Genomic DNA, 26,608 nt, shown 5'->3' with positions numbered 1-26,608 from the left:
TTGAAGAGATTTTTATTTTGGTCTTAAAAATCAACAATGGTTTGCGGTAAGATAGAAAAGACAGTGTAAGAAAGAACTCATTATAAGGATTGATACAAAGATGAATAGACATAGCTGGAAGAAACGGCTGCAGATCCTGATTTTGATGCTACTCAGTTTAAACCTGAGCCTATTGGGCTTAACCTCACTGGCAGCAGCTGACGGTGAGGCCACTGAAGAATCAACGATAGCTGCTCAAAACAGCTCATCAGACAGCAACGGCCACCAGTCAGGACAAAACGTTGGGACGAGTCAAGACGTTGATGCCAAGGCAGCGATTGCCATGGATGCCAAAACGGGACAGGTGCTATATCAAAAAAACGCACGAAAACGTTATCCGGTTGCTTCCACCATTAAGATTCTCACACTGGCCGTCATTGAAAAAGATATTCAAGCCCATAAGCTAAGCTGGGATCAAAAGGTAACGATCTCGCATCCAGTGGCGGTCATGGCCAATGACTGGCGTTTTTCCAACGTTCCGCTGAATGAAGGTGAAAGCTATACGATTAAGTCATTGGTTGATTCAATGATGCTGGTTTCGGCTGATGGCAGTGCCGAAGCGCTAGCCTTAGCTGATGCCGGCAGCGTGGCCAAGTTCAACGCAAAGATGCAGCAGGTGGCCAAAGAAGCTGGTGTGACCGATGCCAGGATCTATAACATGATCGGACTCTCAAATGGCGATCTGGGTACGCTGCGCTTAAAAAACGTTTCTAAAAACGCTGAAAATCAAATTTCCGCGGTTGATCTGGCTAAGATTGCCAGCTGGCTTTTGAATCATTATCCAGATGTCGTCAATATTACCAAGACAGCCCAAGAAGACTTCCCAGTCAGCGATTCGCAGACCTATCATATGCAAAACATCAATCTGATGATCAAGGGGGCGGCATTGGATCGAGCGGATGGCGAAATTGATGGCTTAAAGACCGGGACGACTGATTCAGCCGGCAACTGCTTTGTCAGCACCGGAACGTTTAACAATCGTCGCCTGGTAACGGTAGTCTTAAACGTTCCTGGCGACTTCAACAATCAGTTCCAACAGACCAACAACCTCTATAATCGCGTGCTGGGTCGTTTTGCACCACAAACGATCAAAAAAGGTACGCTAATCAAAGCGGGTCAAAAGACGGCACGAGCGGCTAAAACAACGACGCTGTGGCTGCCTAAAGACACTAAGCTTAGCAAAAAGACGGTTAAGATAAAGGGAACGCTGAAAGAAAGTACGCTAACGCCCAACGATATGCCACAGGTTGCCCTGAAGCTAAAGTAAAAGCGCTGATTCAGACTGCTCAAAGCCTGGATCAGCGCTTTCATTGAACTTTCATTGAATCAGTAAAACCGATTCTAAGCTGAACCTATTTATTTAAGATTTTGCTGGTTGATTTGGCCAGCTTTTCGATCGTGTTTTCACCATTTTGCATTGAAGAATTGTCATCAGTATAGACGGCAATCGTATAGCTGTCGCTGGCGCCATTGTTACCTGGAATATAGCCGATGCTGTTGATGATCCAGCCATCGTCCTCATCCAGCCAGCCGTTTTTAAGGTAGAAGTTGGTGCTGCCGGCTGAAATTCCCCACTGTTGGTCGCTTTCTACGTTTTGCATCAGATTGCGCACGTATGACTGCTGACTGGTGCTCAGGAGGTTGGATGAGTAGAAAATGGCGTTGAGCAGTTTAAGCTGATCGCTGGGAGTAGTGGTTGAAAGTCCCCATTCTTCATGTGCTGTAGAGTCAGTCATTCCCAGTTTGTCAAAAGTTTCCTGCAGGCCGTTTTTTTCGCCCAGCTCAACAAACAAGGCTGAAGCAGCGGTATTGCTGCTGTTTTCAATCATTGCCTGGGCATTAGCCTGCTCGCTGCTGTTCAGTGTACCCTGTTTCATCAAGAGGCCAACTAAAATTGAGACCTTGACCGTGCTGGCCATGTGATATGAATGATTAGCAGCATTGGATGCCGTGTAGGTCTTTTTGGTTTGATTCGAGTAGACGGCAATGGCCACGTGCCCGTCCGCCTGCTGCAGAGTTGGTTTCCAGGCTTCTTGAAGCTGGGTGTTGCTGTCAGTCGATGAGGAACCATTAGAGACGACCTTTTGAACGATTTTTAAGGGTGAGGATAATTTAACGCTGGCGTTGCGGGAGCGGTTCAGACCAGGAATCAGCAAACCAGCCGTACATCCTAAGGCAAGGAATATTAAGATGATCGTCAGCCATTTAAAAAGACGGCGCCTTCGATTGGGTTTAAACTGAGTTTTTCGTGCTGGTCGCTGGTTCATTACAATTTCCTTCCATGATTTTTTTATTTAAAATATAAAAACTTTTGTAAAGACTAAAATAGTTTAACACCTCAAATTGAAGAATTCATGAATTTTGAAGCGGTTCTGCCATGATTATAGGCAAAAGCTTTGTCACAGATTTTGAATTACCCTAAAGTAGATATCATGATCAACATTGCTAGCTTAAGGAGTGTTTTATGACGTGGATGGATAATCAGCTGCGAGCTGACTTACAAAATGGCTTTATCGACAGCAGTCTGCCGGCTGGCTCACTGGGACCGGAAATTCTAACCAATCGACAAGGCAATACGATCTTTAGTGAAATAAAAAATGAGTTGCGCACCTGTACGCGTTTTAAGATGGCAGTTGCCTTTATTACACCGGCTGTTTTAGTGCCAATCAAGTCGATCATGATGGATCTAGCGCAAAAAGGCATTGGTGGCGAGCTTTTAACGGGAACCTATCTGCAGTTCAATGCTCCCAAGGTCTTTGCCGAACTGATGAAGATTCCCAATTTGACGGTACGCCTGACGAAGGAGACTGGCTTTCACCAAAAAGGCTACTGGTTTGACCATCAAGACTATGAGACTTTGATTATCGGCAGTGCCAACCTAACGATGGACGCGCTCTTAAAAAATGCCGAGTGGTGCCTTAAAGTCAATTCTAAGCATCAAGGAGCCATTGTGCAGCAGTTTGCAGCTGAGTTTGGCGATCAGTGGCAATCGGCTGCTCAATTGACCGCGGCATGGCTGACGGCATATCGAAAAGACTGGCAGGCACCAGGCTTAAGACCAGCATTGCAAACGAGGCGATCTGCTCTGATTACGCCTAACGCTATGCAAAAAGCAGCCTGTGAACGAATCGAAACGCTGCGCCAGGCTGGTGAAAAGCGGGCTTTGGTGATATCAGCAACTGGGACGGGGAAAACGTACCTAGCCGCGTTTGCCGTTCAAAGTGCCAAGCCCAACCGCGTGCTGGTGGTTGCCCATCGTGAGCAGCTGCTTTTAAAGGCGCGGGCCAGCTTTCAAAAGATCATTGGCGGTCAGAATCAGGACTATGGTTTTTTTACCAGTCAACAAAAGCCTGGCACCGCGCGATACGTGTTTGCTACGGTACAGACGCTGGCAAGGCACTTGGATCAGATTGAACCTGCTGATTTTGATTATGTGATTATTGACGAGGTTCATCATGCCGGCGCGGCCAGCTATCAAAAGATCATCAACTGGCTGCAGCCGCGCTTTTTGCTGGGACTGACGGCTACTCCGGATCGAACCGATGATTTCAACGTCTATGCCTTGTTTAACTATCAACTGGCCTACGAGATTCGGCTTCAAGAGGCGTTAAGCGAACGAATGCTGTGTCCATTCCAATTTGTCGGTGTCAGTGACTATGTCTGGCAAGGACAGACCGTTAGCGAAAAAACGCCGCTTAAACACTTGCTTCAGCCTGAACGAGTGGATTGGATAATTAAAGTGGCTGAGTATTATGGGCATGACGGGGATGTCTTGCATGGTTTGATTTTTTGCTCGCGAACCAAGGAGGCCCAGGAACTGGCCGCGCTTTTGACGCAAAGAGGGTATCCAGCGCAGGCCTTGACGGGACAGGATTCGGCAGCCAGAAGAGAGCAGGCGGTTGCCAGACTGCAGGCCGGTGAGCTGGTGTATCTGATCACGGTTGATGTCTTTAATGAAGGGATTGATATTCCCTGCGTCAATCAAGTGCTCATGCTGCGTGATACGCAGTCGGCAATCGTTTTTCTGCAACAGTTGGGACGCGGACTGCGTAAAGCGCCGGGTAAGCAGTTTTTGACGGTTATTGATTTTATCGGCAACTACCAGCACAACTATTTGATTCCCCAGGCATTGACTGATGACCATTCTCATCAGCGCAGTCGGGCAATTCAAACGTTGAGTGCCGAGCCCACGCTGGGAATTTCAACGATCTCGTTTACCCGTCTGGCCTATGAGCGCATCTTGACTTCAGTTGAAAAAGCCCAGCTGACTGGGATGAGTCTGCTCAAAAGCGAGTTTAACCAACTTAAACAGCGGCTGGGAAGAACACCTTTAATGGCTGATTTTCAAAGAGCAGGAATCCTTGACGAAAGCATCTTTGCTGAAAAGTTTAAGACTTATCCGTGCTTCCTTCAAAAAATGGGAGAAACAGTCAGGCTCAAGCCCCAAACTGAATCGGTTTTACAGTTTCTGACTGAGGAGTTGGCCAATGGCAAGCGTCAGCACGAACTGATTTTATTGGCTGCCCTAACCAAGCAGTCAACGATTACGGTCGCTGATTTTAGCGAGCAGCTGCGTCAGAATGGCTGTTGGGTTGATGACGCGACTTTAGCATCGGTCAAACGAGTCTTGACGTTGGAGTATTATCTGACTAAAGGCAAGATTGGCAGCCGGATTCGCTATGGCAATCAGCCTTTGATTATCACGACTGGTCAGAAGATCCAGCTGCATCCCCAGATTCAAAGATACCTGGCGGACGCTGAGTTCAGGCTGTTTTGGAATGATGCTATTGAAACTGGCCGACTACAGGCCTCAAAATATGACCAAAAAAAGCCGCTGACGCTCAACCAGCGCTATACTCGTATGGATGCCGTTAAGCTTTTGAACAACGCACACTACATGGTGCCGAATGGAATCGGCGGCTATTATTTTATGGGCGAGACGGGAATTTTATTTGTGACCTACCATCACCCACACGCACGAGCCGCGGTTGACTTTAACAATCAGTTTCGCAGCCGGACGCAGCTTTCCTTTTATTCCAAGACTAATCGCACGCTGGCCAGCCGCGATGCCGAAAAGCTGTTGAATCCCAGCGCCAGTCTGCATCTGTTCGTTAAAAACTCGGATGAACAGGATCAAGCGCAGTTCGTCTATCTTGGTCCTTGCCAGGTTATGCCAGAATCTGCGCATGAGTTTTTACAAAAAGGTACCAATAAGCCGATTTTTGGCGTGGAGCTGCTGCTGAAGCATCCTGTTGATCAATCGCTTTATCTGACTTGGCAAAATGAAGGATCGGTTCATCAGTTCAATCAAGCGGATTCATAAAAAAGCGCCCTCGCAAGCTTGAGAAGGCGCGATGATATTTAATGGCGTTTGGCACGCCGAGCAGGGGGTTTGATGTTGTTTAGCTGCCAGGTTAGTTCATCAATAGTCATGATCCGCGGATTATCGTCCCACTGGCGGCTGTCAGAAAAGTTGGCAACGTCCCAGTAATGATTGAGCAGGTTGAGGCCGTCTTTGCTGATGGCAAGGTAGGCATTTTCATGAACCGCGAGTGCCAAACCGAAGTCGATCAATGCCCGCAAGCGATGCAGGGCCGACGGATTGCTGAATAGCTGATGGTTGATCAAAACGCCATCGTTATCAAAACGGAGCGGCTCATTGCCAGTCTGGCCCAGTTTTTCCAGCATGGCCAGCCAGACGAAATGCCAATACCCAAGCTTGATACTGCCAAAGCGCGGCTGCTGGAAGTTTTTCCTGAGATCTGCAACCAGCTCGCGATGACTGCCGAACCGGCGCAAATCAAAAGAAGCATCGGCAAAGCGGCGCGAGCGTTCGTTTTCATGCCAGGAAAAACGCAGATAAAATAAGCGCTGGCCATGCAAAACGTTGGCATAGATGCTTTCGGTCGCCTTGGCCTGATTAAAGGCAATCAGCTCATAGTCGCGGTTGGGCAATGCGGCAATAATGGCATGGTGAATCTCATGTTGCCAATCTAGAGTTGCTTGCACGGTCATTTAAAAATCCTCCTCTGGTAATGCTGACATAATTATAAGCCAGGTTTTCACTCATTCTCAAACCTAAGCACTGCCGCAACGGTACTCTTTGAGGATGACTTTTGCACAATTGGCTAAGAATGCATCCTGACTCGATTGATTGACGGAATTGTTATCGTCCAATGCGGTATAATGGTTTTTAATGATGTTTTGAAGGGAGTTTTTGCAATGGATACCAAACAGTATAAATTTGTTGGCAAGGACTTTGATATTGAAGCGGCCCCAACCAAAATCGACGGCTATAACGATGACGACATGGCCATGGTTGAAAACGTGAAGGGCCAGATCGAAGCCAATCTAAAAAAATTGAAGAAATTTCAAAAGAAGATGTATTCTAGATCACGCTATGGCGTCGTTTTGGTCTTTCAAGCACTGGATGCCGCCGGTAAAGACAGTATGATTGCCCACATCTTTTCTGGAATTGATCCGGTTGGGTTTACGGTCAATAACTTCAAGCAGCCCAGCAAGACTGATCTGAGTCACGACTATTTGTGGCGAATCCACCAGAAACTTCCTGAACGCGGGGCAATTGGCGTTTTGAATCGTTCCTACTATGAAGACGTTTTAGTTTCACGGGTGCATCCTGAGTTAATTCTCAATGCCAGCTTGCCAAACGTCCTAACGATTGATGATGTCAATGATCGGTTTTGGGATGGCCGTTATGAAGATATTCGCCAGTTTGAGAAATATTTGACGCGCAACGGCTATGTGGTTTTGAAGTTCTTCCTGCACGTTTCAAAAGGTGAGCAGAAGAAGCGGTTTGAACGGCGCATCACCATGCCGGAAAAGAACTGGAAATTCTCGGCTTCAGACATCAAGGAGCGTCAATATTGGGATGAATACCAGCTGGCTTATGAAAAAGCCATCAACGAAACGGCTACCAAAAAGAATCCGTGGTACGTAATTCCTAGCGATAGCAAGTGGTACTCGCGGCTGGTCGTCTCGGATATCTTGACCAAGCGTCTGGGCAAGTTGGATCTTTCCTTCCCCGAAGTTACCGCTGAGCAAAAGGCGGCTATGGATGATGCGCTGCACCGCTTGGAAAACGAAAAAGATTAATCAGTGAGGAAAAATATGGGCCTGGTAAATTCATTTGATCAATGGCAAAAAATAACTGTGCCGCTTGATAGCTATCTTAGTCTCAAACAGCTTAATGATGGTCAGTGTCAATGGGAGCTGATTGCCAAAACCCATGCGGCACCAGTGATTGCAGACCGACAGAATCGGCCGGCAAATGAGTTTGGCCATTTGCAGACCAAGCGACTGTACCAGAGCCTGGCGCCACTGGTTCAAGATCAAACGGCGCGCCGCTGGTTTGTGGGCGAGCATCCTTGGTGGGATTGGTCGTTTAATCTAAGGTTTCTAGAAGATCTAACGCCAGACGATCCGCTTAACCAATGGATTGAGGAAATGGCTGACAAGCTGGACGGGTATTTGGAAAAACAGCGTTATCAGCAGGCCACTGCAATGATGGCAGGAGTTTTAGTAAAAAAGCTGCAGATTTCCCCAGCGCTGATCGAACCATACGCGGTCTATCTAAAAGCCAGCGCGCATCAATTTGCCAAGCGCGGTTTGACGAGTGATTGCAATGTCACGGCAGCTCAGTTAAAAACAGCCGCTCATCATCTCTTAAATCGGCAGTGGGCTCGGCTACAGCTGGATCTCCAAAACATCAATACCTGGTGGGACTAAGGCTTTGCCAGGCTACTGGTGAAATTGACTGATTATTGGCCAGACGAGTAATAATACTTAAAAAGTCCTGCTGAAGTGACTAAAGGCTGAATTGGATGGAATGCTGACCGTCAGTGAATTGATGAATTTAGTTGCACTTGGCGGTAAAGTTTCATACAATAAATCCGTATACTATATACACACCTATTGCGCGACCCCTGCCTGGCTGATCAGTTGGACAGGGGTCGTCTTAGTCTGAGGGAGATTGCAATGAAAAAACGCAGAGTAATTTTGATTATTGGTGGGATTTTGGCGTTTTTAGGTCTGATTTTATTGGCCTGGGATTTCCGCCATGAATTAATGCTGGTGATTGACCCAACCGTGGCACACCGGCATCAGCTGATGAAGCTGATTCGTTCGCATGGGGCGGCTGATATCGTGTTGTTAACCATCGTGATTGGTCTTTTAAACGCGATTCCGGGAATGTCCAATTCGCTGCTCTGCATTTTGGCTGGCTTATGCTATGGACCATGGATCGGTTTTGCGATGAACTGGGTCGGCAACGTCTTTGGCAGCTGTCTGGTCGTTGGGCTGATCAAGCATGTCGACGTTTCGAAAAAAATCAAGACCAGTCGTCTGCTGACGGCACTGACCGACCAGCATCATCCTTTGATCGGTCTGACGATTGGCTATATGATTCCGGTAATTCCCAGTATTTTGGTTGATTATGCCGGAGTTAGAATGAAGCTTGATCGCGGGCATTTTCTGCTGATGATTGCTGGTGGAATGCTGCCAACCTCGTTTTTGTATGCATTTGGCGGTGATGCGCTGTTTAACGCTGATTTTAAGCGCTGCAGCGGGGCATTGGTCGCACTGCTGATTCTGATTGCCATGTATTTCTTGGTGCGGCGTCGAATTAAGAAGCCTACCAAACCAGTTGCTTAACGATTCTTGAAGCTAAAAACACCCCGCTTGGCAGTTCGCCAGGCGAGGTGTTTTTATAATGGCTATTGATTTAAATAAGTTAAAAAGCGTTGGTAGTCTTGATCGACTTGCTTGGAATATTGAACTGCCCAGTTGGCCAAGCCAGCATCCAGCTGTTTTTGCTTGCGCAGATAGCCGGCGATGCGAGGTGCGGTGGGACTTTGGAAATGCGCCATGGCCAGCAGAAAACTGCAGATCTCGGCATAAACGCTCAGACTTTCAAAATCCAGGCGGGTCGCGTCGATTGATTCCTTCATATCCCGAAATTGGCGCAGGTAGTAGCCGCGACCATCAAAATGCGTACTGCCAAGGAAGGGATCGGAAGCCGACTGCAGAACCTTTTGTGCCGTAACGATTCGCCGCCCGGCATTCAGACTGCTTTTGATCGATTCGGCAACCGGCATGGCCAGCAGATTATAGCGTAGCGGCAAGGCCTCTTTCATCTGCAGGACCAGGTGACTGCCGTCTATTCCAGTCAGCAGCAGTAAAAAGCAGCGCGTGCCAAAGCTGCCGACGCCGACGCTGTAGCGAATCACGTCAGAAAGATGATAGCTGGCCAGCAAAACGCGAATGTCTTCTCTGACATAATTGCGATAGCTGTTAAAGGCAGCCTGAATCTGTTTGAACGTGTGGTCGCTGACGTGGCGGGCGCGGGGTGGGTTCTCACGGAAGATCAGATGACCACGCGGATTGAGCGTCGTAAATTTTTTAATGACCATTTCTGAGTTGTTCTTATGGCTCTTTTTGAGAATTCGGTCGACGATGCGGCTCATTTCGGCACGATCGTTATCCTCCAGCGAGTTCAGCGTTTGAATCATATCATGAATCTCATATGAAAAATAAAAGCGCTGCAAAAGAGTAAGCGTCTCGGCATGCTTGACGCCGCGCCGATAAACCTTGCACATGCTGCTTAAGAGTGTCTGCAGCCGATCTGGCTCAAAATTATTCTGCAGGCCAACCAAATAGGTGCTGACCAAAAGGCGCTTTAAGTCGCTTTCCCAATTGCCGATCCGAGATTCATCAAAATCATTGAGATCAAACAGCAATTTGCGTTCTGGCGAGGCATAGAAGCCATAGTTTCCTAAATGAGCATCACCATTGATAATGATTGAGATACCGCTTTGATACTGCTGCTTAAGGTCTTGTTCCATTAATTCCGCGGTACCGCGAAAAAAAGCAAAGCGGCTGACAGCCATGCGCTGATGACGCAAGGGCAGCAGCTCAGGGATCATCTTAGCTTCGGTCAGCTTGATCAAATTGATCGGATCGCGCTGAACGGGGACGTATTCACCGAGCTTGGCGACCGGGACTTGGCGGCGCTGCAGCTTGCCATCGGTTTCCAGTTCGGCTTTCGTGGCGTTGACCTGGATTTTTTTTAAGTCAAAAACATCCAGAGGCTGATTGAGCATCACTGACAAAACTTCCTTCACATGTTTTTCAGCTGCCATACCGTTCCATGAGCATTGATCCGCTCATTAAAGCCTGCCCAGACCTGACAAGGATCATTAAAGAAGCGCAGAGTCAAGACGTGCTCGCCATCATTGACGAAGATCTCGGCTAACGAATGATCGATAAAAACGTCAAGCTTTAAAGGCTGGTCGGCTGGCAGCTTTACGCTTCTTACCGTACCAAAGTCAGGAGCGACGGGTTGGCCGGCATGACTGCGATCTACGCTTAGTTTACCAGTCTGTGTGTCAAAACGCACCTGTAAACCGGCAGAAAGATCCTGGGAAGCTGCTAAAAAGAGTGTCCCGGCTTGATCGGCAGCAATATCGACTGCCATTTCGAACTGCCGACCAGTCTTGATATGACTGACATTGCCATTGAACGATTCAGCCTGACCGCGCAACTCTTTCATTGCCACAACAGGGGTTTGAATCAGGCGACCGTTACAATAGTGCAGTTCCTTGACCTGACTCAGGCAGTTGGCCCAGTTTTCATCATCGGTTGGGTATGAAAGATCCGGCAAGCCTACCCAGCTGATGGCATACGCTTGTCCATCTGGTGCGTTGAAGGCCTGCGTGGCATAGACGTCAAAGCCATCATCCAGGTTAACTGGAATCCGTGAGCTGTTGATCAGTTTGGCCTTTTCATAATCGAAATCGTCACCGATCAGATACATGTTTGGGTAGATGTTTTCATAATCGGCCACCTTTTTATCCAAGCCTTGCGGACAAAAAATCAAAACGGGATGGCCGTCAACGTCGATCAGATTGGGACATTCGCACATATAGCCCATTGAATCTGACATACAATCAACATAACCGACTTCTTGCCAGCCAGTCGTAAGCTCATCGCTGGCCCATAAATCAATATGCCCTTCTTGAGTTGCCTTTTCCTGCGCGCCAATGATGGCGTAGTATCTGCCGTTATGTTTCAAAAGCTGTGGGTCCCTAAAATGCTCGCTGATATGCTTGGGATTGACAAACAACGGCTGGGGCAGCTTGGTTACGTGATTCTGCTTGTCCATCCAGGCTCCCAGCTGATAAGGCGTTCTGTGCCAGTCAGCATCCCGATGATTGCCGGTGTACATTAAGAAAAGCTGATCGTCAATTACGCGTGCTGAGCCAGAATAAGCGCCGTGGCTGTCATATTCAGTATCCGGGGCCAGAGCCAGACCGTGATTCTGCCAATGTACCAGGTCCGGTGAAGTCATATGCATCCATGACTTCAGACCATGAGCGGCACCAAATGGGAACGACTGAAAAAAAACGTGCCATTCGTTGTTGTAATAAGAAAAGCCGTTCGGATCATTCAGCAGCCCAGAACTTGGCCGGATGTGATAATGCATCTGATAAGGCGAATTTGCAGCTTGGGTCTGCAGCTTTAGCAATTCCAAGGCGCTGTGCTTTTCATAAGGTAAGTAGCGTTGCTCGCGAGTCCATTCCATAATTTCAACCCCTCTGTCAATTTGAAAGCGCTGTTTTATATTCTAATTTTAAGGAGTCGCTGCTTTGATGTCAAACGTTTATCAATCAACGGTCGCGGCTAGTTTCATCTTGCAGTGCGGAATGTTGTCCAATAAATAGACCTCAGACGTCTGCTTAAAGCCAAAGCTGCCATAAAACTTGGTTAGATAGGCCTGCGCTTCAATCTCAACATTGAGATCAGGAAAATGGGTTGAGATATAGTCTAAGACGGCCTTGAGCAATTGGTTGCCCAGTCCCTGCTTACGGAATTTTTCAACGACCAGCACGCGGCCAAACGTCACATAGTCCTTTTTGGGCATGATGCGCGCGTAGGCCATCAGTTCATTGGTCTGATCGTTTAGAATTCGGACGTGAAAGCATTGGTAGTCTTCATCATCGACTTCTTGATAGTAACAGGTCTGTTCAACGACAAATACGCGCGTCCGCTCTTTAAAGATCGTAACCAGCTCTTGGGGTGTCAGTTCATTGGTTTGCTTTACGTCAATCATGATAAAACCTCCTGTAATGTCAATTTGAATTAGCGTTATCATTTACTTGTAGTCTTAGTATAGTTTTTTAGCAAGCGAGGTGGCAACATGGAGAAAAAAGAAAAGCTTCCAACAATGATGCATGCTTGGTCAGTCGTTGAACCTGGCCCAATTGATGGCGAAAAATCACCACTTGAGTTTGTTTTAAAACCAGTACCAAAGCCCAAACGCGGTGAGGTTCTGGTTAAAGTGTTGGCTTGTGGTGTCTGTCATACTGATCTGCATGTCAGTGAAGGCGATCTGCCAGTCCATCAGCCCAATGTGACGCCCGGCCATGAAATTGTTGGTCAAGTCGTGGCATTTGGGGAAGCTACGCAGCGGTTTAAGCTTGGTGAACGCATCGGGATTCCCTGGTTTCGGCATGCTTGCGGAGTCTGCCGCTTTTGTCGTTCGGGGCGTGAAAATCTTTGTCCTCATTCAGTTTATACCGGCTGGGATCATGATGGCGGCTACGCTGAATATGTCACGGTACCAGAAGGATTTGCCTATCGAATTCCCGAGCGTTTTGATGATCTGACGGCGGCCCCGTTGCTCTGTGCCGGTATTATTGGCTATCGAGCCTATCGACGTGCCAACGTGCCGGCTGGTGGTCGCTTGGGGCTGTATGGTTTCGGCGGTTCAGCTCATATCACGGCGCAGATTGCGATTAAACAAGGAATTGAGGTTCACGTCTTTACAAGAGGAAAAGACGCGCAGCAATTCGCTCGCCAGCTGGGATGTGCCTCCGCGCAGGGTGCCTATGATCAGGCGCCGGTACCGCTTGATTCGGCAATCATGTTTGCACCAGCTGGCCAGATGATTCCCAATGCACTGGAAAATCTGGTGCCAGGGGGGACGCTGGCTTTGGCAGGCATTCATATGAGCGATGTGCCGCAAATGACCTACCAGGAGCATCTCTTCCATGAAAAAATACTGACCAGCGTTGAGAGCAATACGCGGCGTGATGGTGAAGAATTTTTGACGCTGGCTGATCGTTTAGATATCTGCCCCAGCATTACCGAATATCCATTGACCCAAGCCGATGAGGCGCTGCGGCGGGTCAAGCGCGGCGATATTGACGGTGCCTGTGTATTGCGAGTTGGGACACGAGAATGATTCGAGAATGGTTAAAAAATTTTAACCTTAATAAAGGGTTAAAATGCCTTTAAAGCGGGATTATATGTCAACCCATTGTCATTTTATTAGTAAAAATAAATGTTAAACGATTGACATTCTGCAAAAAAAAGGTATGATAAGTAACAGTAAAAGCGCTTACAGATTTTAACGTTTATTTATTTTATTTGGTTAGCAATGCAATTATTTATCTGGGGAGAGCAATTATGGATCATAAACGAGTCGCCCAAACCGTTGTCAAAGCGGTGGGCAAAGATAATATCGTGGCTGCTGCACACTGTGCCACGCGGCTTCGTTTGGTGGTCAAGGATGATTCCAAGATCAATCAAAAAATGTTGGATAATGATGCTGACATCAAAGGAACGTTCGAAACGAATGGTCAATACCAGATCATCATCGGCCCTGGTGATGTCAACAATGTCTATGATGAAATGGTTAAGATTACCGGTTTAAAGGAAATGTCAACCGATGATCTGAAACAGGTCGCAGCTAAGAACCAAAAGACGAATCCAGTGATGGCGTTCATCAAGCTGTTGTCTGACATCTTCGTACCGTTGATTCCAGCTTTGGTTGCCGGCGGTCTTTTGATGGCTTTGGACAACGTGCTGGCTTCACCTGGTCTGTTTGGGCCCAAGTCAGTCATTCAGATGTACCCTTCGCTCAAGGGCATTGAGTCAATGGTCAATGTAATGTCGGCAGCACCATTTACGTTCCTGCCAATTCTGGTTGGGATTTCTGGTGCTAAGCGGTTTGGTGCTAACCCATTCCTGGGTGCGGTTGTTGGTATGATGATGACCTCGCCGCTGCTGCAGGCAGGTCATTTCTGGAACGTCTTTGGACTGCACGTTTCAATGCAGCCGTACACGGGACAAGTTATTCCGGCATTGGCTGCAGTTTGGCTGCTGTCGATCTTTGAAAAGTGGTTCCATAAGAAATTGCCAAGTGCGGTTGACTTCACGTTTACGCCACTGCTGTCGATTCTGCTGACTGGTTTTCTGACGTTTACCATCGTGGGTCCAGTTATGCGGGATCTTTCCGACTGGATCACGGCTGCGATTGTTTGGATCTACAACACGCTTGGCTGGGTCGGAACCGGTATCTTTGGTGCCTTCTACTCACCAATTGTTTTGACGGGGCTGCACCAAAGCTTCCCAGCCATCGAAACGCAATTGATTTCAGCCTTTAAGTCAGGTACTGGCTATGGCGACTTTATCTTTGTCGTTGCCTCGATGGCTAACGTTGCACAAGGGGCTGCGACGACGGCGGTCTACTTCCTGACCAAGAACAAGAAGATGAAGGGGCTTTCCAGTTCAGCTGCGGTTTCGGCCTTGTTGGGGATTACTGAGCCGGCAATCTTCGGGGTTAACCTGAAATTGAAGTTCCCATTCTTCTGTGCTTTGATTGGTTCGTGTGTTGCCAGTGCATTGGCTGGTATGTTCCACGTTATTGCCGTATCGCTCGGTTCGGCTGGTTTCATTGGCTTCCTTTCAATTAATGCCAAGTCGATTCCGCTTTACATTCTTTGTGAGCTGGTCAGCTTTGCCATTGCATTCTGTGTCACGTTCTTCTATGGCAAGGCGCACCATAACCTGGTTGATCCAGTTACTGAGGCTGATGCTGATGCTGAAGCTAAGGCTGTTGAGGTTCAGGCTGAGGCAACGGCTGCTGAGCCTGCTGGTGCCGTTAAGAGTGAAGACGTGCTGAGTCCAGTTGACGGCAAGGTGGAAGATCTGTCCAAGGTTAAAGATGAGGTCTTTTCACAAAAGATGATGGGTGATGGCGCGGCTGTCGTACCAAGCGATGGCACCATCTACTCACCGGTTGATGGTAAGATTACCGTTGCCTATGCTACTAAGCACGCATATGGCATTACATCTGATGATGGGGCCGAAATTCTGATTCACGTTGGTTTGGACACGGTTAACCTGAAGGGCGAACATTTTACCAGCGCGGTTGAGCAGGGCCAAACCGTTAAGCGCGGTGACAAGCTGGGAACGGTTGACCTCAAGGCCGTTGAAGCAGCGGGCTATGATACTACGGTAATGGTCGTCGTAACCAACACGGCCAGCTATGCCAAGGTTGAACACGTTGCAGAAGGCGACATCAAGCATGGCGAAAAGCTGATTGAGGTTGCCAAATAACGACTAAATATCTTTGCATTAATGATAAGACCGCTCGATGGGAATCGGGCGGTTTTTGATTTGATTGGCAACGATAGTGATATAGGTAGCGGTCGAGAATTTCTGGGCTGGTATAACATTATTCAGCGGGCTGACTTACATCAAAAAATCGGAGCAAGGCGGGGAATTCTGAGTTCTGCGGCTAGTCAGGCGTCTGATTCTCATCAAGAAGCGATCATCATTTTTCATCGTGGTAAAAACGTTGATCAATATTAGATCGTGTTAATCTAAAATAATGATAGAATTAGGTATAATACGATTTTCTATATTAGCAGGAGGAAAACATGACCTATCCACAATTGAATCTGGCAGATGCCAAGGGACCTAAAGCAACCATCAAGACCAACCATGGTGACGTAACCATTCAGCTGTTTCCAGATCAGGCGCCCAAGACGGTTGAGAATTTCATTACGTTGGCCAAGCAAGGCTACTATGACGGAGTAACGTTCCACCGGGTGATTCCAGAATTTATGATTCAAGGCGGTGATCCAACCGGGACTGGGGCTGGCGGTCAAAGCAGCTTTGGCGCACCGTTTGAAGATGAATTCAGTCGTGAGCTTTTTAACTTCAATGGGGCGCTGTCAATGGCCAATGCCGGCCCTAATACCAACGGCAGCCAATTCTTTATCGTCAGTGCTACGCAGGTGCCTGATAATATGATTGGTCAAATGAAGCAGCTGGGCTGGCCAGCCGAAGTCGTAGCCAATTACGAAAAGAATGGTGGCACGCCTTGGCTTGATGGACATCATACCGTCTTTGGCCAGGTAGTCAGCGGCATGGACGTGGTTGATGAGATCAGCCGGGTAGCTCGTGATGCTGCTGACAAGCCGAAAGAAGACGTTGTAATGACAACGGTTGAAATTACTGAAGAATAATATGACTACGATACTGCTAACGGCTTTCTAGAGCTGATTAGCAGTATTTTTTTTGCTGCTAATTGACTGTTAAACTAAAAATGCCTAATTGATCAATCAAGCGAAAAATTTTTAGATTTTTTTGAAATTAATTAAAGATTGTGCAAAAGTTTCAAAAAGAATAAAACAGCTTAGGAAAGGCTTTTTAATGGGGGATTATAAGGAATTCTTATAAGCTCTATTTGTTTTGACTATATCTAATTATGCAGAGTAAAGTTGGAATCGTAAAAAAGCAACAACGCTTACATCACTTTGTTTATATCGCATGTTGAATTCAATTGGAGGTTTTAATATGCCAGAATTTCGTACTGAAGAAGATACTCTAGGTCCAGTTCAAATCCCTGCCGATGCTTTGTGGGGTCCTCAAACTGAACGGAGCCGTCACAACTTCCCAACTGGCCAATACATGCCAATCGCTATTATTCGTGCACTGCTGAACATTAAGAAGGCAGCTGCTCAAGCTAACATGGAAACCAACGCGATTTCTGAAGAAAAGGGTAACCTGATCGTTAAAGCCGTTGATGAACTGCTGGCTTTGAGCGATGAAGATCTGCGCAAGGACTTCCCATTGAAGGTCTACCAAACCGGTTCCGGTACGCAGACCAACATGAACACTAACGAAGTCGTAGCTCATAAGGCAATGCAGATCAACCCAGACGTTGAAATCCTGCCTAACGATGATGTTAACAAGGGCCAAAGCTCAAACGACACGTTCCCAACTGCTATGAACGTCGTTGCCTTAGAAGCACTGGACAAGCTGAAGCCAGCCGTACAACACTTGATCGATGAATTGAAGATCAAGCAAGACAAGTACTGGGAAACGGTTAAGGTTGGCCGGACCCACCTGCAGGATGCCGTTCCATTGACTTTTGGTCAAGAAGTATCCGGCTACGTATCTGCACTTGAACACGACCTTAAGTACATCGAACAGCTTGAACCAACGCTGGAAGAACTGGCAATTGGTGGGACGGCTGTTGGTACTGGTCTGAACGCTGCTGAAGGCATGCCTGAAAAGATCGCCGAAAAGCTCAGCCAAGCATACGGTCTGAAGCTGACTGCCAAGAGCAACAAGTTCTATGGCCTGTCACACCACTCTGGCCTCAATGTGGTTCATGGTGCTTTGAAGACGCTGGCTGCCGACATGTTTAAGATCGCTCAAGACATCCGTTTCCTGGCTTCTGGTCCACGGGCCGGCTATGGTGAACTGCACATCCCAGCTAACGAACCAGGCTCTTCAATCATGCCTGGTAAGGTTAACCCAACTCAAGCTGAAGCCGTTACGATGGCTGCTTTGCGGGTCTTCGGCAATGATGTAGTCGTTTCAACTGCCTCCTCGCAGGGTAACTTTGAAATGAACGTCTTTAAGCCGGTTATGATTGATGCCTTCCTGGAATCGGCCGACCTGCTGACGGGTACGACGATGGGCTTTGCTGACAAGATGATTCATGGCTTGACGGTCAACGAAAAGCGGATGAAGGAACTGCTGGACAACTCACTGATGACGGTTACGGCACTTTCCCCACACATTGGCTACCATGACAGTGCCAAGATTGCTCAAGCTGCTGACAAGGCTGGCAGCACGCTGAAAGAAGCTGCCCTGAAGTCTGGCAAGGTTACTGAAGAACAATATGACGAATGGATGGATCCGCTGAAGATGACTAACGCTGATCGTCATGACTATGAAGACTAATTAAAGGAGCTGCAAAATGGCACAATTTCAAACCACGCCAGTCAGTCAGCTGGCAGACAGCTATGATGCGGTAATCGTTGGTTCTGGTGGTACCGGTCTGGCGGCCGCAATTCAAGCTCATGAACTGGGGATGAACGTTGCCGTGCTGGAAAAAGAAGAACAGCTTGGTGGTAACACCAACCGGGCCTCTTCTGGGATGAACGCTGCTGAAACCAACGTTCAACTCAAGCATGGCATTATTGACAACATCAATGACTTCTACCGTGAAACCTACAAAGACGGCGGTAAGCTCAACGACAAGGACATGCTTGGTTTCTTCGTTGTTCACTCACCACTGGCAATCGACTGGCTGGCCGATCATGGCATCAAGCTGGAAGACGTTACGATTACCGGTGGGATGTCCAAGAAGCGGACCCACCGTCCAGCTTCAATGGCTCCAATTGGTGGTTTTCTGGTCAAGAGTCTGCTGGATGTCGCTGCTAAAGAAAACATCCCCGTCTTTAACAAGGTTAAGGTTGAAAAGCTGGTTAAAAACGACCAAGGCGCAGTTGCCGGGGTCGTAGCCAGCGTTGATGGTCAGCCAAAGCAGATCAATGCTAAGGCCGTGCTGCTGGCAACCGGTGGCTTTGGTGCCTCTAAGGAATACATCAAGCGCTATCGTCCAGATCTGGCCGACTATAAGACGACCAACCAGCCTGGGGCAACTGGTGACGGCTTAAAGCTGGCTGAAGAGGTTGGCGCTCAATTGACGCAGATGAATTTTGTTCAAGTTCACCCAACCGTTCAACAAGACAATCCACACGTCTACCTGATTGGCGAAGCCGTTCGTGGTGAAGGGGCCATCTTGGTCAACTTCCAAGGCAAGCGTTTCGTCAACGAACTGAACACGCGCAAGATCGTCTCCGAAACGATTACCGCCTTGCCAGAACACAGCGCCTACTTGATTTTTGACCAAGGCGTGCGTGACCATGCCAAGGCTATTGAGTTCTACGACAAGGTTGGCTTGGTTGTTCATGGTGACACGGTTGAAGACCTGGCCAAGAACCTGAAGATGGATCCGGCGGTGCTTAAGAATACGGTTGAAACTTGGAACCAGGCTGTTCAAGCTGGTGACGACAAAGAATTTGGCCGGACGACGGGAATGGATCGCGATCTGTCCAAGCCAGGCTACTTTGCCATTCACATTGCTCCAGCCATCCACTACACGATGGGTGGAATTCACATCAACACCAAGACGCAGGTTCTTGACGGCAATGGTGACGTGATTCCTGGTCTGTACGCAGCCGGTGAGGTTTCCGGCGGTCTGCACGGCAACAACCGGGTCGGCGGTAACTCAATTGCTGAAACGATCATCTTTGGTCGTCAAGCCGGTCAACAAGTAACGGTTTACGCTCGCGAACATTAATTTTCTGCCTTCAATAGCGTACGCGGGTCTAAATATTTGAATACGGCAGGGTTAGGGATTTTGCCCTGTCGTATTCTTAGCCATTATTTTGTTGAAATTATCACAAGAAGCGTGTACAATACTGAATTTTGTTAGAAAATTTTTGAAAAAGTGTCTAAACAGCCTTTTTCAGACGAGTAGAGAGGAAAATCAGATATGTCAAAAGTTATGCTGGTTGGCGACGGTGCAGTTGGTTCTGCTTTTGCCAACGATTTACTGCAACACGTTAGTTTAGATGAATTGATCATTGTTGATCGTAAGACGCAAAAAGCGGCTGGCGATGCAATGGATCTGGAAGACCTGGCCATGTTTGATGGTACGACGGTGGTTCGCAGCGGCAAGTATGAAGATGCTGCCGACACCGATGTTGTAGTCATCACGGCGGGTATTCCGCGCAAGCCAGGAGAGAGTCGTTTAGATCTGGTCAACAAAAACGTTGGCATTTTAAAGACGATCATCGACCCAATTGTTAACAGCGGCTTTAAGGGAATCTTTGTCGTTGCTTCCAACCCAGTTGATATTTTGACGACGCTGACACAGCGGATCTCTGGTTTTCCCAAGAACCGGGTCATTGGTACGGGGACCTCGCTTGATACGGCTCGGCTGCGCGTGGCACTTGCCAAACGCTGCCATGTGCCGGTACGCGAAATCAGCGTTGACGTTTTAGGCGAGCATGGTGATACGTCGTTTGCCAACTTTGATGAAGCAACGATTGCCGGCAAGCCTTTAAAAGAGTTTGCTGATGTCAGCGATGAAGAGCTTGCAGAAATGCAGTCCGGGGTCAAGAAAAAAGGTGGCGCGATCATTCGTTCCAAAGGTGCTACCTACTACGGCGTTGCCCGCTGTCTGTCTTTGATTTGTGAGGCCATCATCTTCAACCGTTCAATCGTTTTGCCTCTATCGGCTCCTTTGAATGGTCAGTATGGCATCAAGGATCTGTATCTGGGAACGCCTGCTTCCGTTAACCGGACTGGAATTCGCTATGTCATTGAAACGCCGCTTTCAAAACGCGAGGTAGCGGCAATGCAGCACTCCGCCGCCAAGATGAAAGAAGTTTTGGATGGCGTTGAGCTTTAGATTAGGATTTTGAGACAACCTTTTTGGAGGAAATATCACAATGGGTTTAGCAAAAGTTAAGTATAAGGGCTTTATTGCTCCATTAATTATCGGGCTGCTGATCTGGTTTACGGCTCCAGTTCGGCCAGCCGGCGTTTCAGTTGCCGCTTGGCACATGATGGCGATCTTTATTGCAACGATTGCTGCCTGCATTACGCAGCCGCTGCCAATTGCTGCGGTAACGCTGATTGGCTTTACGGTAGTAGTCATGACGAAACTGGTGCCAATGGATGATGCTTTGATGGCCTTCAGCAACTCTTCTTCTTGGCTGATCGCCATGGCCTTTATGTTGGCGCGGGGCATCATCAAGACTGGTCTGGGTCACCGAATTGCCTTGTATTTGATCAAGGCCTTTGGTAAAAAGACGCTTGGTCTGGCTTATGCCGTTGGGGGAATTGATCTGATCACGGCGCCAGCTACGCCTTCCAATACGGCTCGTGCCGGTGGGATCGTTTACCCGCTGGTTGAATCACTGGCCAAGACGTTTGGTTCCGAGCCAAATGACGATTCACGTAAAAAAATCGGGGCTTTTCTGACGTTCTCTGAATTTAACAGCAACATCATCACTTCGGCTATGTTTATGACGGCTTTGGCACCTAACCTGGTTATCGTTGCCCTGGCTAAAACGATGAAGATTCACATTACCTGGCTGGGCTGGTTTACGGCTAGTGTTGTCCCTTGTTTGCTGCTGTTTATCTTGGTGCCATATGTCATCTACAAGATGTATCCGCCTGAGATCAAGGAAACGCCTAATGCCCGTGAATGGGCTGACAAGAGCCTGCGCGAAATGGGACCAATGAAGGTTTCTGAAAAGGTTATGGCTGGTGTTTTCATCTTAACGATTATTTTGTGGATGATGTCCAATGTCCTTGGCATTGAAGCTTCATTCGTTGCCTTTTTGGCAATCTGCTTGTTGCTGATCTTTGGGGTGCTGACTACGAAGGATCTGTTGAGTGAAACTGGCGCTTGGAATGTTTTGATCTGGCTTTCAATTCTGGTCTTCATGGCCGGCGAGCTTTCTGAAATGGGCCTGATCAAGTGGCTGTCAAAATCGATTGCCAGTGGTCTGCATGGTATGAACTGGGTTGCAGTGTTGGCAATTCTGATGGTTATCTACTTCTATGCTCACTACCTGTTTGCCAGTGCCACGGCGCACGTTACGGCTCTTTACGCGCCATTTGTCGGTGTTGCGGTTTCTGCTGGGGCTCCAGCTATGCTGGCAGCAATGTCACTGGCATTCTGTTCGGCAATCATGGCCTCGACGACTCACTATGCCAACGGTCCTGCTTCCATTTTGGCAAGCTCTGGCTATGTCAAACAAGGTGAATGGTGGCGGATGAGCTTTGTCTTGGGACTGCTTTACTTGGTAGTCTTCTTGACGGTGGCACCGCTTTGGATGAAAGTTATCGGCATGTGGTAGACATGCAAAAAAGCGATCCGGTCTGGGTCGCTTTTTTTACATCGAAAGGAAAGATTATGAAATTTATTACAACAGATCACGTACGTCTGGATTATGAGGATGAGGGTTCAGGCTATCCAATTCTGCTGGTTAGCGGCTTGGGCATGTGTAAGGAGATTTGGCGGCCCACCAAGGCATTTCTATTGCAAAACGGCTATCGAGTAGTTACGTTTGACGCCCGTAATCAGGGGGCTTCTGAACATACCTTTAAGGGAGCGCGGATCTCGCGGCATGCGATTGACGTTTACGAATTGCTGAAGAGTCTGTCGATTGAGCATTGTCTGGCAGTGGGGCATTCAATGGGCGCTTCAACGATGTTTGGCTATGTCTCGTTATTTGGGCGCGGTCAGTTGGATGGATTGGTAGACATTGATCAAAGCCCTAAGATGATTAATGATGAGACATGGCATTATGGTTTTAAAAATTTATCATGGGATGAATTCCCAGCAGCGATGAAAATGCCGCTGGGTCGCGCTACGGCAGTTGAAATTGATGAAGCCACGGTAGCAGCTGTTCGGCAGGCCAATGCACAGCACCCGTATGACGAGAATGCCAATTACAATTTTGCAATTGACCATGCCTTTCAAGACTGGCGTGACATCGTTGCTTTAATGCCAGTGCCGTTTTTGGCGGTTGCCGGTGAAAAGTCGCCTTACTTTAATCCTGATTTTCTGCAAGCAATCCAAATCTTAAATGAAAAAGCTCAGACACAGGTCGTTGCTAATGCCGGGCACGCTGTGATGGCAGAACAACCGACTGCTTTTAACGAGATTTTGGCGCGATTCGTTAAACGCGTCCAATAGCAAATGCCGTCTGCAGCAGACGACGCATAGAAATCAGTTGTTGTCCAATTCCAGTAAGACACGGTTGGCTACGGCTTCATTGGTAATAATGTCAGTTAGGAGACTGCCGCGTAAGGCTCCCAGCATGGCGCGGGCTTTGAACTTGCTCTTTACGACCCCGATTCGGCAAGGTACCTCTAAAAGCGCGGCTACAGAGGCACCGAAAAGCTTGTCACTTTTTGGCGTCAAAATCTGGCCAGCAATACTATACGGTCGACCATAAAGCATGCCGACGATTTCTTGGCGATTAACGTTTTCAAAAATTTCGTTAATACTTTGATGCCAGATACGGATGCTGTTGACCGAGTCAATTGTACCAATACCGGTAAAAAGCATATCCATCTTGCCGCACTGCTCAAAAACGTTGGCGATGGCCGGCTCGCCTTTAAGCTGTTCTCTGACGGTATCGTTGAGAATATACAGTGGGGCGGGAATGGTCAGGTAGCTGGATCCATATTTGGCGGCGGCGCGCTGAACCAATGGCGTTGCACCGATCGCTGAGCTGTACTTGAGGTTGTCGCCCATGAATTGAGTAAAGGTCAGATCATCGCGGACATCGGTTTGGAAACGGTTGATGATGTTCATCAAGGTTCCGCCCCAGCTGACGCCAACGATCTTGCTGCCTTTAATATGGCGCTGAATCTCGGCTGCAGCAAAGTCAATGATGTTTTCGATATCAGCATTGGTGGTGGCTGCGTCTTTGATGATCATCGTGTTGGTGTGGGGGAAGAGTTCGGCAAAACGTGTTTCTAATTCAGTGTTGCGATCAATTGGCGAATTGATGGTGATTCTAACGATGCCGGCCGACCGCGCCTCATTTAGTGCTTTAGTGATCAAATAACGGCTCAGCTGGTATTTTTCCGATAGCTGAGTGATAGTCAGCTGGCCAAGATAATAGTCGCGGGCAATATCAGCCAGTTGACCTTGTTGAGTGATGTCATTCATACAAATGAGCCTTCTTTCTAAAATCGATATGAGTCCCTTTTAATAATATCAAACTTTTTTAATTTTGAAAAAATATTATAACTATTTGAAAAAGTTAAAAAGAGAGTGTAAAATTACTAGCGAGAGATTTGAAATTTAGATGAGTTTGAGAATTTGATAACTTGAAGGGATGATTAGATGACTTCAGAAGAAGATGCTATTCTTCGCCTGCACCAAGCCCATACTGGGATGCTGAACATTAAGTCAGAGTTTGATATTGAGGATCGTGCTGATCTGCAAAAGGCTTATACGCCCGGAGTTGCGGTCTTATCGAGAATGATTGCTGAAAAGCCAGAACTTAAAGACAAGTTTACGGTCAGTGGCAAATTGGTTGCCTTGATTACTGATGGGACTGCCGTACTGGGACTTGGCAACGTCGGCCCAGCTGCCGGTCTGCCGGTAATTGAAGGGAAGGCCTTATTATATAAGGATCTGGCTAACATCAACGCAATTCCATTGGCAGTTGATCAAGTCAGCCCGCAAGAAATCATCAAGACGATCAAAAACATCTCACTATCGTTTGCCGGCATTCACCTAGAAGACATTGCCGCGCCACGCTGTTTTGAAATCGAGAATGCCTTGAGTGAAGAGTTGAACATTCCGGTCTACCATGATGATCAAGAAGGCAGTGCGATTGTGGTTTTAGCCGGTTTGATCAATGCTGCCAAGGTTGTTGGCAAAAAGCTGACCGATCTGCGGATTGTAATCAACGGTGTTGGGGCCTCTGGACTGGCAACGGCACGCCTGTTGTATGCGGCCGGGATCAAACACTTAACGCTGGTCGACGTTCACGGCGTCATTACCAGTGAAGACTACCGCGCCAATGATTATCAGCGGGTGTTTGCCGCTAAGCTGGGAACGCCGCAAAGCATGGAAAATCAAAATATTCATGATGCCATCAAGGGACAGGATGCTTTTATCGGACTTTCAACCGGTAATGTGATCAATCGTCATGATGTCAAACAGATGAATGAGCAGCCAATCATCTTTGCTTTGGCAAATCCGCATCAGGAAATCACACCCGAAAAAGCTAAGGAAGCTGGGGCAGCAGTGATTGCTACCGGATCCAGTCAATACCCTAATCAGGTCAATAATATCCTGGCTTTTCCGGGACTGTTTAAAGGCTTATTGGCTAGCGGCCTGAAAAAGGTTGACATGGATCTGCAAAAAACGGTTGCTCAGGCACTGGCCAGCGTGGTTGAGCAACCAACTGCTGAAAATATCGTTCCCAGCGTCTTTGATGAGCGCGTTGTCCCAACCGTAGCAAAAGCGGTTGAAGACTACGCCAGCCAACAAAAGTAAAGGAGTCGTTCCATGGAAAATCAAATCGTTGATCTGCATCTGAGTGATCGTGCTACGCGGCAGAAATGGCAGCAGTTTTTGGAATCATTGGGAATCCACAACTTTTCGGATGCTGAGGTCGACAAGATTGATTTTACTCTGGGACTGCTTGACGAACAAGGCCAGCTGGTTGGTACGGGTTCAGCGGCCGGCAATGTCTTGAAATATATTGGCGTCTGCAACAAAGAAGCCGTGCCGGGAGCTAGGTTCAATGCCATTGTCAGTGCTTTGACGAATCGACTCTTTCAGGAACATCGCTTTCATTTATTTGTCTTTACCAAGGCCAAATATTCAGCAAGCTTTCAGCACCTCGGTTTTAAGGAACTGGCTCATTCGGATGTGGCTGCTTTTTTGGAAACCGGCGATCCGAACGTTGATGATTATTTAGCCGCTGTTCCGCAAGTGGACGGACAAGCGACTAAAAAAGTAGCTGGTATCGTTATGAATGCCAACCCCTTTACCAATGGCCATCGCTACTTGGTTGAGCAGGCTGCTAATGAAAACGATCTGGTCTATGTCTTTGTAGTCAATACGGATCTGTCGCTGTTTAAAACCCGTGAACGCTTTGAACTGGTAAAAGCGGGCACGGCTGATCTAAAAAACGTCATTGTCGTTGATGGTGGCGATTATATGGTCAGTTATGCTACTTTCCCAGCCTACTTTTTGGAATCAGCCGACCAGACGATTCGCTACCAGACAACCTTAGATGCCCGCGTTTTTCGCGACACGATCGCACCGGCACTCAATATAAAGACGCGTTATGTTGGCAGTGAGCCGTTATCACGAACGACTGGAATCTATAATCAAGTTTTGCAGCAGGAATTGCCGCCTAAAGTTGCGTTAAAGATCATCGAGCGCAAGACGGCAACTAATGGAAATTATATTACCGCGACTGAGGTACGCAAATGCATCAAGGATGACAATCTCGATGCTATCATGGGGCTCGTCCCAGCAACGACGCAGAAGTTCGTTGAAGACCATGTTGCGATACTTCAAGAGCGGATCAAGGAAGGAATGAACATCAATGGAAATTAAGGAAACCGCAGTAGCTGGTACCTTGGAATCATCTGATATTCAAATCATGCTGTCCAAGGGTACGGATGGCATTGTAATTGATTTGGAATCGGACGTTGCCAAGCAGTTTGGCACCCAGATCAAAAAGGTCATCACTGAAACACTGACGGCAATGGGAATTCAAAACGCTAAGGTTAAGGCCGTTGACAAAGGTGCCTTGGATTGTGTGATCAAGGCCCGCACGATTGCTGCTGCGCAACGTGCTGCCAAGACGACTGATGAACCTGCATGGGAGGTATTGTAAGC

The 26,608-nt window shown here is 47.8% G+C and carries 23 protein-coding genes; 17 read left to right on the top strand and 6 right to left on the bottom strand.

Annotation, left to right across the window (positions count from 1 at the left end):
* Window positions 1–100 precede the first annotated feature (100 nt).
* Window positions 101–1,306, top strand: coding sequence for a D-alanyl-D-alanine carboxypeptidase family protein (locus tag ACLUWI_RS00655; RefSeq protein ID WP_412145727.1), 1,206 nt, complete (start codon window positions 101–103; stop codon window positions 1,304–1,306).
* Between the two features lie 85 nt (window positions 1,307–1,391).
* Here ACLUWI_RS00655 and ACLUWI_RS00650 read toward each other — a convergent pair whose 3' ends face one another.
* Window positions 1,392–2,306, bottom strand: a complete 915-nt coding sequence (locus ACLUWI_RS00650; protein WP_412145726.1) for a serine hydrolase — start codon at window positions 2,304–2,306, stop codon at window positions 1,392–1,394.
* 197 nt (window positions 2,307–2,503) lie between these two features.
* Between ACLUWI_RS00650 and ACLUWI_RS00645 the strand changes: the two genes are divergently transcribed.
* The gene (locus ACLUWI_RS00645; protein WP_412145725.1) at window positions 2,504–5,362 is read left to right on the top strand and encodes a DEAD/DEAH box helicase; all 2,859 of its coding nucleotides are present in this window, start codon (window positions 2,504–2,506) and stop codon (window positions 5,360–5,362) included.
* Window positions 5,363–5,400: 38 nt separating this feature from the next.
* Here ACLUWI_RS00645 and ACLUWI_RS00640 read toward each other — a convergent pair whose 3' ends face one another.
* On the bottom strand, window positions 5,401–6,054 hold the full coding sequence (locus ACLUWI_RS00640) for a hypothetical protein (RefSeq protein WP_412145724.1): 654 nt from the start codon (window positions 6,052–6,054) through the stop codon (window positions 5,401–5,403).
* 207 nt (window positions 6,055–6,261) lie between these two features.
* Here ACLUWI_RS00640 and ACLUWI_RS00635 point away from each other — a divergent pair, with 207 nt between their 5' ends.
* The 3 genes from ACLUWI_RS00635 (at window position 6,262) to ACLUWI_RS00625 (ending at window position 8,709) form a co-directional block, all read left to right on the top strand.
* The gene (locus ACLUWI_RS00635; protein WP_412145723.1) at window positions 6,262–7,152 is read left to right on the top strand and encodes a PPK2 family polyphosphate kinase; all 891 of its coding nucleotides are present in this window, start codon (window positions 6,262–6,264) and stop codon (window positions 7,150–7,152) included.
* A gap of 15 nt (window positions 7,153–7,167) precedes the next feature.
* Window positions 7,168–7,785 carry a hypothetical protein gene (locus ACLUWI_RS00630; protein WP_412145722.1) on the top strand — a complete coding sequence of 206 codons (618 nt, stop codon included), beginning with the start codon at window positions 7,168–7,170 and terminating at the stop codon, window positions 7,783–7,785.
* Between the two features lie 249 nt (window positions 7,786–8,034).
* A complete protein-coding gene (locus ACLUWI_RS00625) occupies window positions 8,035–8,709 on the top strand; it encodes a TVP38/TMEM64 family protein (protein WP_412145721.1) in 675 nt (224 codons plus the stop codon).
* A 62-nt stretch (window positions 8,710–8,771) separates the two neighbouring features.
* Here the strand turns inward: ACLUWI_RS00625 and ACLUWI_RS00620 are convergent, their stop codons facing one another.
* The 3 genes from ACLUWI_RS00620 to ACLUWI_RS00610 form a co-directional block, all read right to left on the bottom strand.
* Entirely contained in the window at window positions 8,772–10,157 is a 1,386-nt protein-coding gene (locus ACLUWI_RS00620; protein WP_412145720.1) for a DUF2252 domain-containing protein, read from the bottom strand.
* Between the two features lie 17 nt (window positions 10,158–10,174).
* Entirely contained in the window at window positions 10,175–11,638 is a 1,464-nt protein-coding gene (locus ACLUWI_RS00615) for a sucrose-6-phosphate hydrolase (protein ID WP_412145719.1), read from the bottom strand.
* A gap of 81 nt (window positions 11,639–11,719) precedes the next feature.
* Window positions 11,720–12,166, bottom strand: coding sequence for a GNAT family N-acetyltransferase (locus tag ACLUWI_RS00610; RefSeq protein ID WP_412145718.1), 447 nt, complete (start codon window positions 12,164–12,166; stop codon window positions 11,720–11,722).
* An 87-nt stretch (window positions 12,167–12,253) separates the two neighbouring features.
* On the opposite strand from ACLUWI_RS00610, the gene ACLUWI_RS00605 reads away from it, so the two are divergent.
* From ACLUWI_RS00605 to ACLUWI_RS00565, 9 genes are all read left to right on the top strand, one after another.
* Window positions 12,254–13,300 (top strand): zinc-dependent alcohol dehydrogenase family protein, encoded by a 1,047-nt coding sequence (locus ACLUWI_RS00605; protein ID WP_412145717.1) that lies wholly within the window; start codon window positions 12,254–12,256, stop codon window positions 13,298–13,300.
* Window positions 13,301–13,524: 224 nt separating this feature from the next.
* Complete coding sequence (locus tag ACLUWI_RS00600) at window positions 13,525–15,459, top strand: sucrose-specific PTS transporter subunit IIBC (protein WP_412145716.1); 1,935 nt, start codon at window positions 13,525–13,527, stop codon at window positions 15,457–15,459.
* A gap of 60 nt (window positions 15,460–15,519) precedes the next feature.
* A complete protein-coding gene (locus ACLUWI_RS00595) occupies window positions 15,520–15,714 on the top strand; it encodes a hypothetical protein (protein ID WP_412145715.1) in 195 nt (64 codons plus the stop codon).
* A 68-nt stretch (window positions 15,715–15,782) separates the two neighbouring features.
* A complete protein-coding gene (locus tag ACLUWI_RS00590; RefSeq protein ID WP_412145714.1) occupies window positions 15,783–16,373 on the top strand; it encodes a peptidylprolyl isomerase in 591 nt (196 codons plus the stop codon).
* A 331-nt stretch (window positions 16,374–16,704) separates the two neighbouring features.
* Complete coding sequence (locus ACLUWI_RS00585) at window positions 16,705–18,102, top strand: class II fumarate hydratase (RefSeq protein ID WP_109588114.1); 1,398 nt, start codon at window positions 16,705–16,707, stop codon at window positions 18,100–18,102.
* 16 nt (window positions 18,103–18,118) lie between these two features.
* Window positions 18,119–19,507 carry a flavocytochrome c gene (locus ACLUWI_RS00580; RefSeq protein ID WP_412145713.1) on the top strand — a complete coding sequence of 463 codons (1,389 nt, stop codon included), beginning with the start codon at window positions 18,119–18,121 and terminating at the stop codon, window positions 19,505–19,507.
* A 195-nt stretch (window positions 19,508–19,702) separates the two neighbouring features.
* Window positions 19,703–20,623 (top strand): L-lactate dehydrogenase, encoded by a 921-nt coding sequence (locus ACLUWI_RS00575; protein ID WP_412145712.1) that lies wholly within the window; start codon window positions 19,703–19,705, stop codon window positions 20,621–20,623.
* A gap of 40 nt (window positions 20,624–20,663) precedes the next feature.
* Window positions 20,664–22,082, top strand: a complete 1,419-nt coding sequence (locus ACLUWI_RS00570; protein WP_412145711.1) for a DASS family sodium-coupled anion symporter — start codon at window positions 20,664–20,666, stop codon at window positions 22,080–22,082.
* A gap of 56 nt (window positions 22,083–22,138) precedes the next feature.
* Window positions 22,139–22,924 (top strand): alpha/beta fold hydrolase, encoded by a 786-nt coding sequence (locus tag ACLUWI_RS00565; protein ID WP_412145710.1) that lies wholly within the window; start codon window positions 22,139–22,141, stop codon window positions 22,922–22,924.
* A gap of 33 nt (window positions 22,925–22,957) precedes the next feature.
* Here ACLUWI_RS00565 and ACLUWI_RS00560 read toward each other — a convergent pair whose 3' ends face one another.
* Complete coding sequence (locus ACLUWI_RS00560; protein ID WP_412145709.1) at window positions 22,958–23,908, bottom strand: sugar-binding transcriptional regulator; 951 nt, start codon at window positions 23,906–23,908, stop codon at window positions 22,958–22,960.
* 177 nt (window positions 23,909–24,085) lie between these two features.
* Here ACLUWI_RS00560 and ACLUWI_RS00555 point away from each other — a divergent pair, with 177 nt between their 5' ends.
* The 3 genes from ACLUWI_RS00555 to citD are packed head-to-tail and all read left to right on the top strand — an operon-like array spanning window position 24,086 to window position 26,606.
* A complete protein-coding gene (locus ACLUWI_RS00555) occupies window positions 24,086–25,249 on the top strand; it encodes an NADP-dependent malic enzyme (RefSeq protein ID WP_412145708.1) in 1,164 nt (387 codons plus the stop codon).
* 12 nt (window positions 25,250–25,261) lie between these two features.
* Window positions 25,262–26,323 (top strand): [citrate (pro-3S)-lyase] ligase, encoded by a 1,062-nt coding sequence (citC, locus tag ACLUWI_RS00550; RefSeq protein WP_412145707.1) that lies wholly within the window; start codon window positions 25,262–25,264, stop codon window positions 26,321–26,323.
* Window positions 26,313–26,606, top strand: a complete 294-nt coding sequence (gene citD / locus ACLUWI_RS00545; RefSeq protein ID WP_412145706.1) for a citrate lyase acyl carrier protein — start codon at window positions 26,313–26,315, stop codon at window positions 26,604–26,606. Before citC ends, citD begins: the two co-directional genes overlap by 11 nt.
* Window positions 26,607–26,608 lie beyond the last annotated feature (2 nt).

Source organism: Limosilactobacillus mucosae (assembly GCF_046939755.1).
GTDB lineage: Bacteria > Bacillota > Bacilli > Lactobacillales > Lactobacillaceae > Limosilactobacillus > Limosilactobacillus mucosae_A.
This window is presented reverse-complemented; position numbering and strand designations above follow the sequence as displayed.

Coding starts and splice junctions, on each gene's coding strand:
- ACLUWI_RS00600 (WP_412145716.1), top strand. CDS start 13,525: ATGGATCATAAACGAGTCGCCCAAACCGTTGTCAAAGCGGTGGGCAAA.
- ACLUWI_RS00575 (WP_412145712.1), top strand. CDS start 19,703: ATGTCAAAAGTTATGCTGGTTGGCGACGGTGCAGTTGGTTCTGCTTTT.
- ACLUWI_RS00640 (WP_412145724.1), bottom strand. CDS start 6,054: ATGACCGTGCAAGCAACTCTAGATTGGCAACATGAGATTCACCATGCC.
- ACLUWI_RS00620 (WP_412145720.1), bottom strand. CDS start 10,157: ATGCTCAATCAGCCTCTGGATGTTTTTGACTTAAAAAAAATCCAGGTC.
- citD (WP_412145706.1), top strand. CDS start 26,313: ATGGAAATTAAGGAAACCGCAGTAGCTGGTACCTTGGAATCATCTGAT.
- citC (WP_412145707.1), top strand. CDS start 25,262: ATGGAAAATCAAATCGTTGATCTGCATCTGAGTGATCGTGCTACGCGG.
- ACLUWI_RS00655 (WP_412145727.1), top strand. CDS start 101: ATGAATAGACATAGCTGGAAGAAACGGCTGCAGATCCTGATTTTGATG.
- ACLUWI_RS00630 (WP_412145722.1), top strand. CDS start 7,168: ATGGGCCTGGTAAATTCATTTGATCAATGGCAAAAAATAACTGTGCCG.
- ACLUWI_RS00565 (WP_412145710.1), top strand. CDS start 22,139: ATGAAATTTATTACAACAGATCACGTACGTCTGGATTATGAGGATGAG.
- ACLUWI_RS00625 (WP_412145721.1), top strand. CDS start 8,035: ATGAAAAAACGCAGAGTAATTTTGATTATTGGTGGGATTTTGGCGTTT.
- ACLUWI_RS00585 (WP_109588114.1), top strand. CDS start 16,705: ATGCCAGAATTTCGTACTGAAGAAGATACTCTAGGTCCAGTTCAAATC.
- ACLUWI_RS00610 (WP_412145718.1), bottom strand. CDS start 12,166: ATGATTGACGTAAAGCAAACCAATGAACTGACACCCCAAGAGCTGGTT.
- ACLUWI_RS00560 (WP_412145709.1), bottom strand. CDS start 23,908: ATGAATGACATCACTCAACAAGGTCAACTGGCTGATATTGCCCGCGAC.
- ACLUWI_RS00635 (WP_412145723.1), top strand. CDS start 6,262: ATGGATACCAAACAGTATAAATTTGTTGGCAAGGACTTTGATATTGAA.
- ACLUWI_RS00580 (WP_412145713.1), top strand. CDS start 18,119: ATGGCACAATTTCAAACCACGCCAGTCAGTCAGCTGGCAGACAGCTAT.
- ACLUWI_RS00555 (WP_412145708.1), top strand. CDS start 24,086: ATGACTTCAGAAGAAGATGCTATTCTTCGCCTGCACCAAGCCCATACT.
- ACLUWI_RS00605 (WP_412145717.1), top strand. CDS start 12,254: ATGGAGAAAAAAGAAAAGCTTCCAACAATGATGCATGCTTGGTCAGTC.
- ACLUWI_RS00615 (WP_412145719.1), bottom strand. CDS start 11,638: ATGGAATGGACTCGCGAGCAACGCTACTTACCTTATGAAAAGCACAGC.
- ACLUWI_RS00650 (WP_412145726.1), bottom strand. CDS start 2,306: ATGAACCAGCGACCAGCACGAAAAACTCAGTTTAAACCCAATCGAAGG.
- ACLUWI_RS00590 (WP_412145714.1), top strand. CDS start 15,783: ATGACCTATCCACAATTGAATCTGGCAGATGCCAAGGGACCTAAAGCA.
- ACLUWI_RS00645 (WP_412145725.1), top strand. CDS start 2,504: ATGACGTGGATGGATAATCAGCTGCGAGCTGACTTACAAAATGGCTTT.
- ACLUWI_RS00570 (WP_412145711.1), top strand. CDS start 20,664: ATGGGTTTAGCAAAAGTTAAGTATAAGGGCTTTATTGCTCCATTAATT.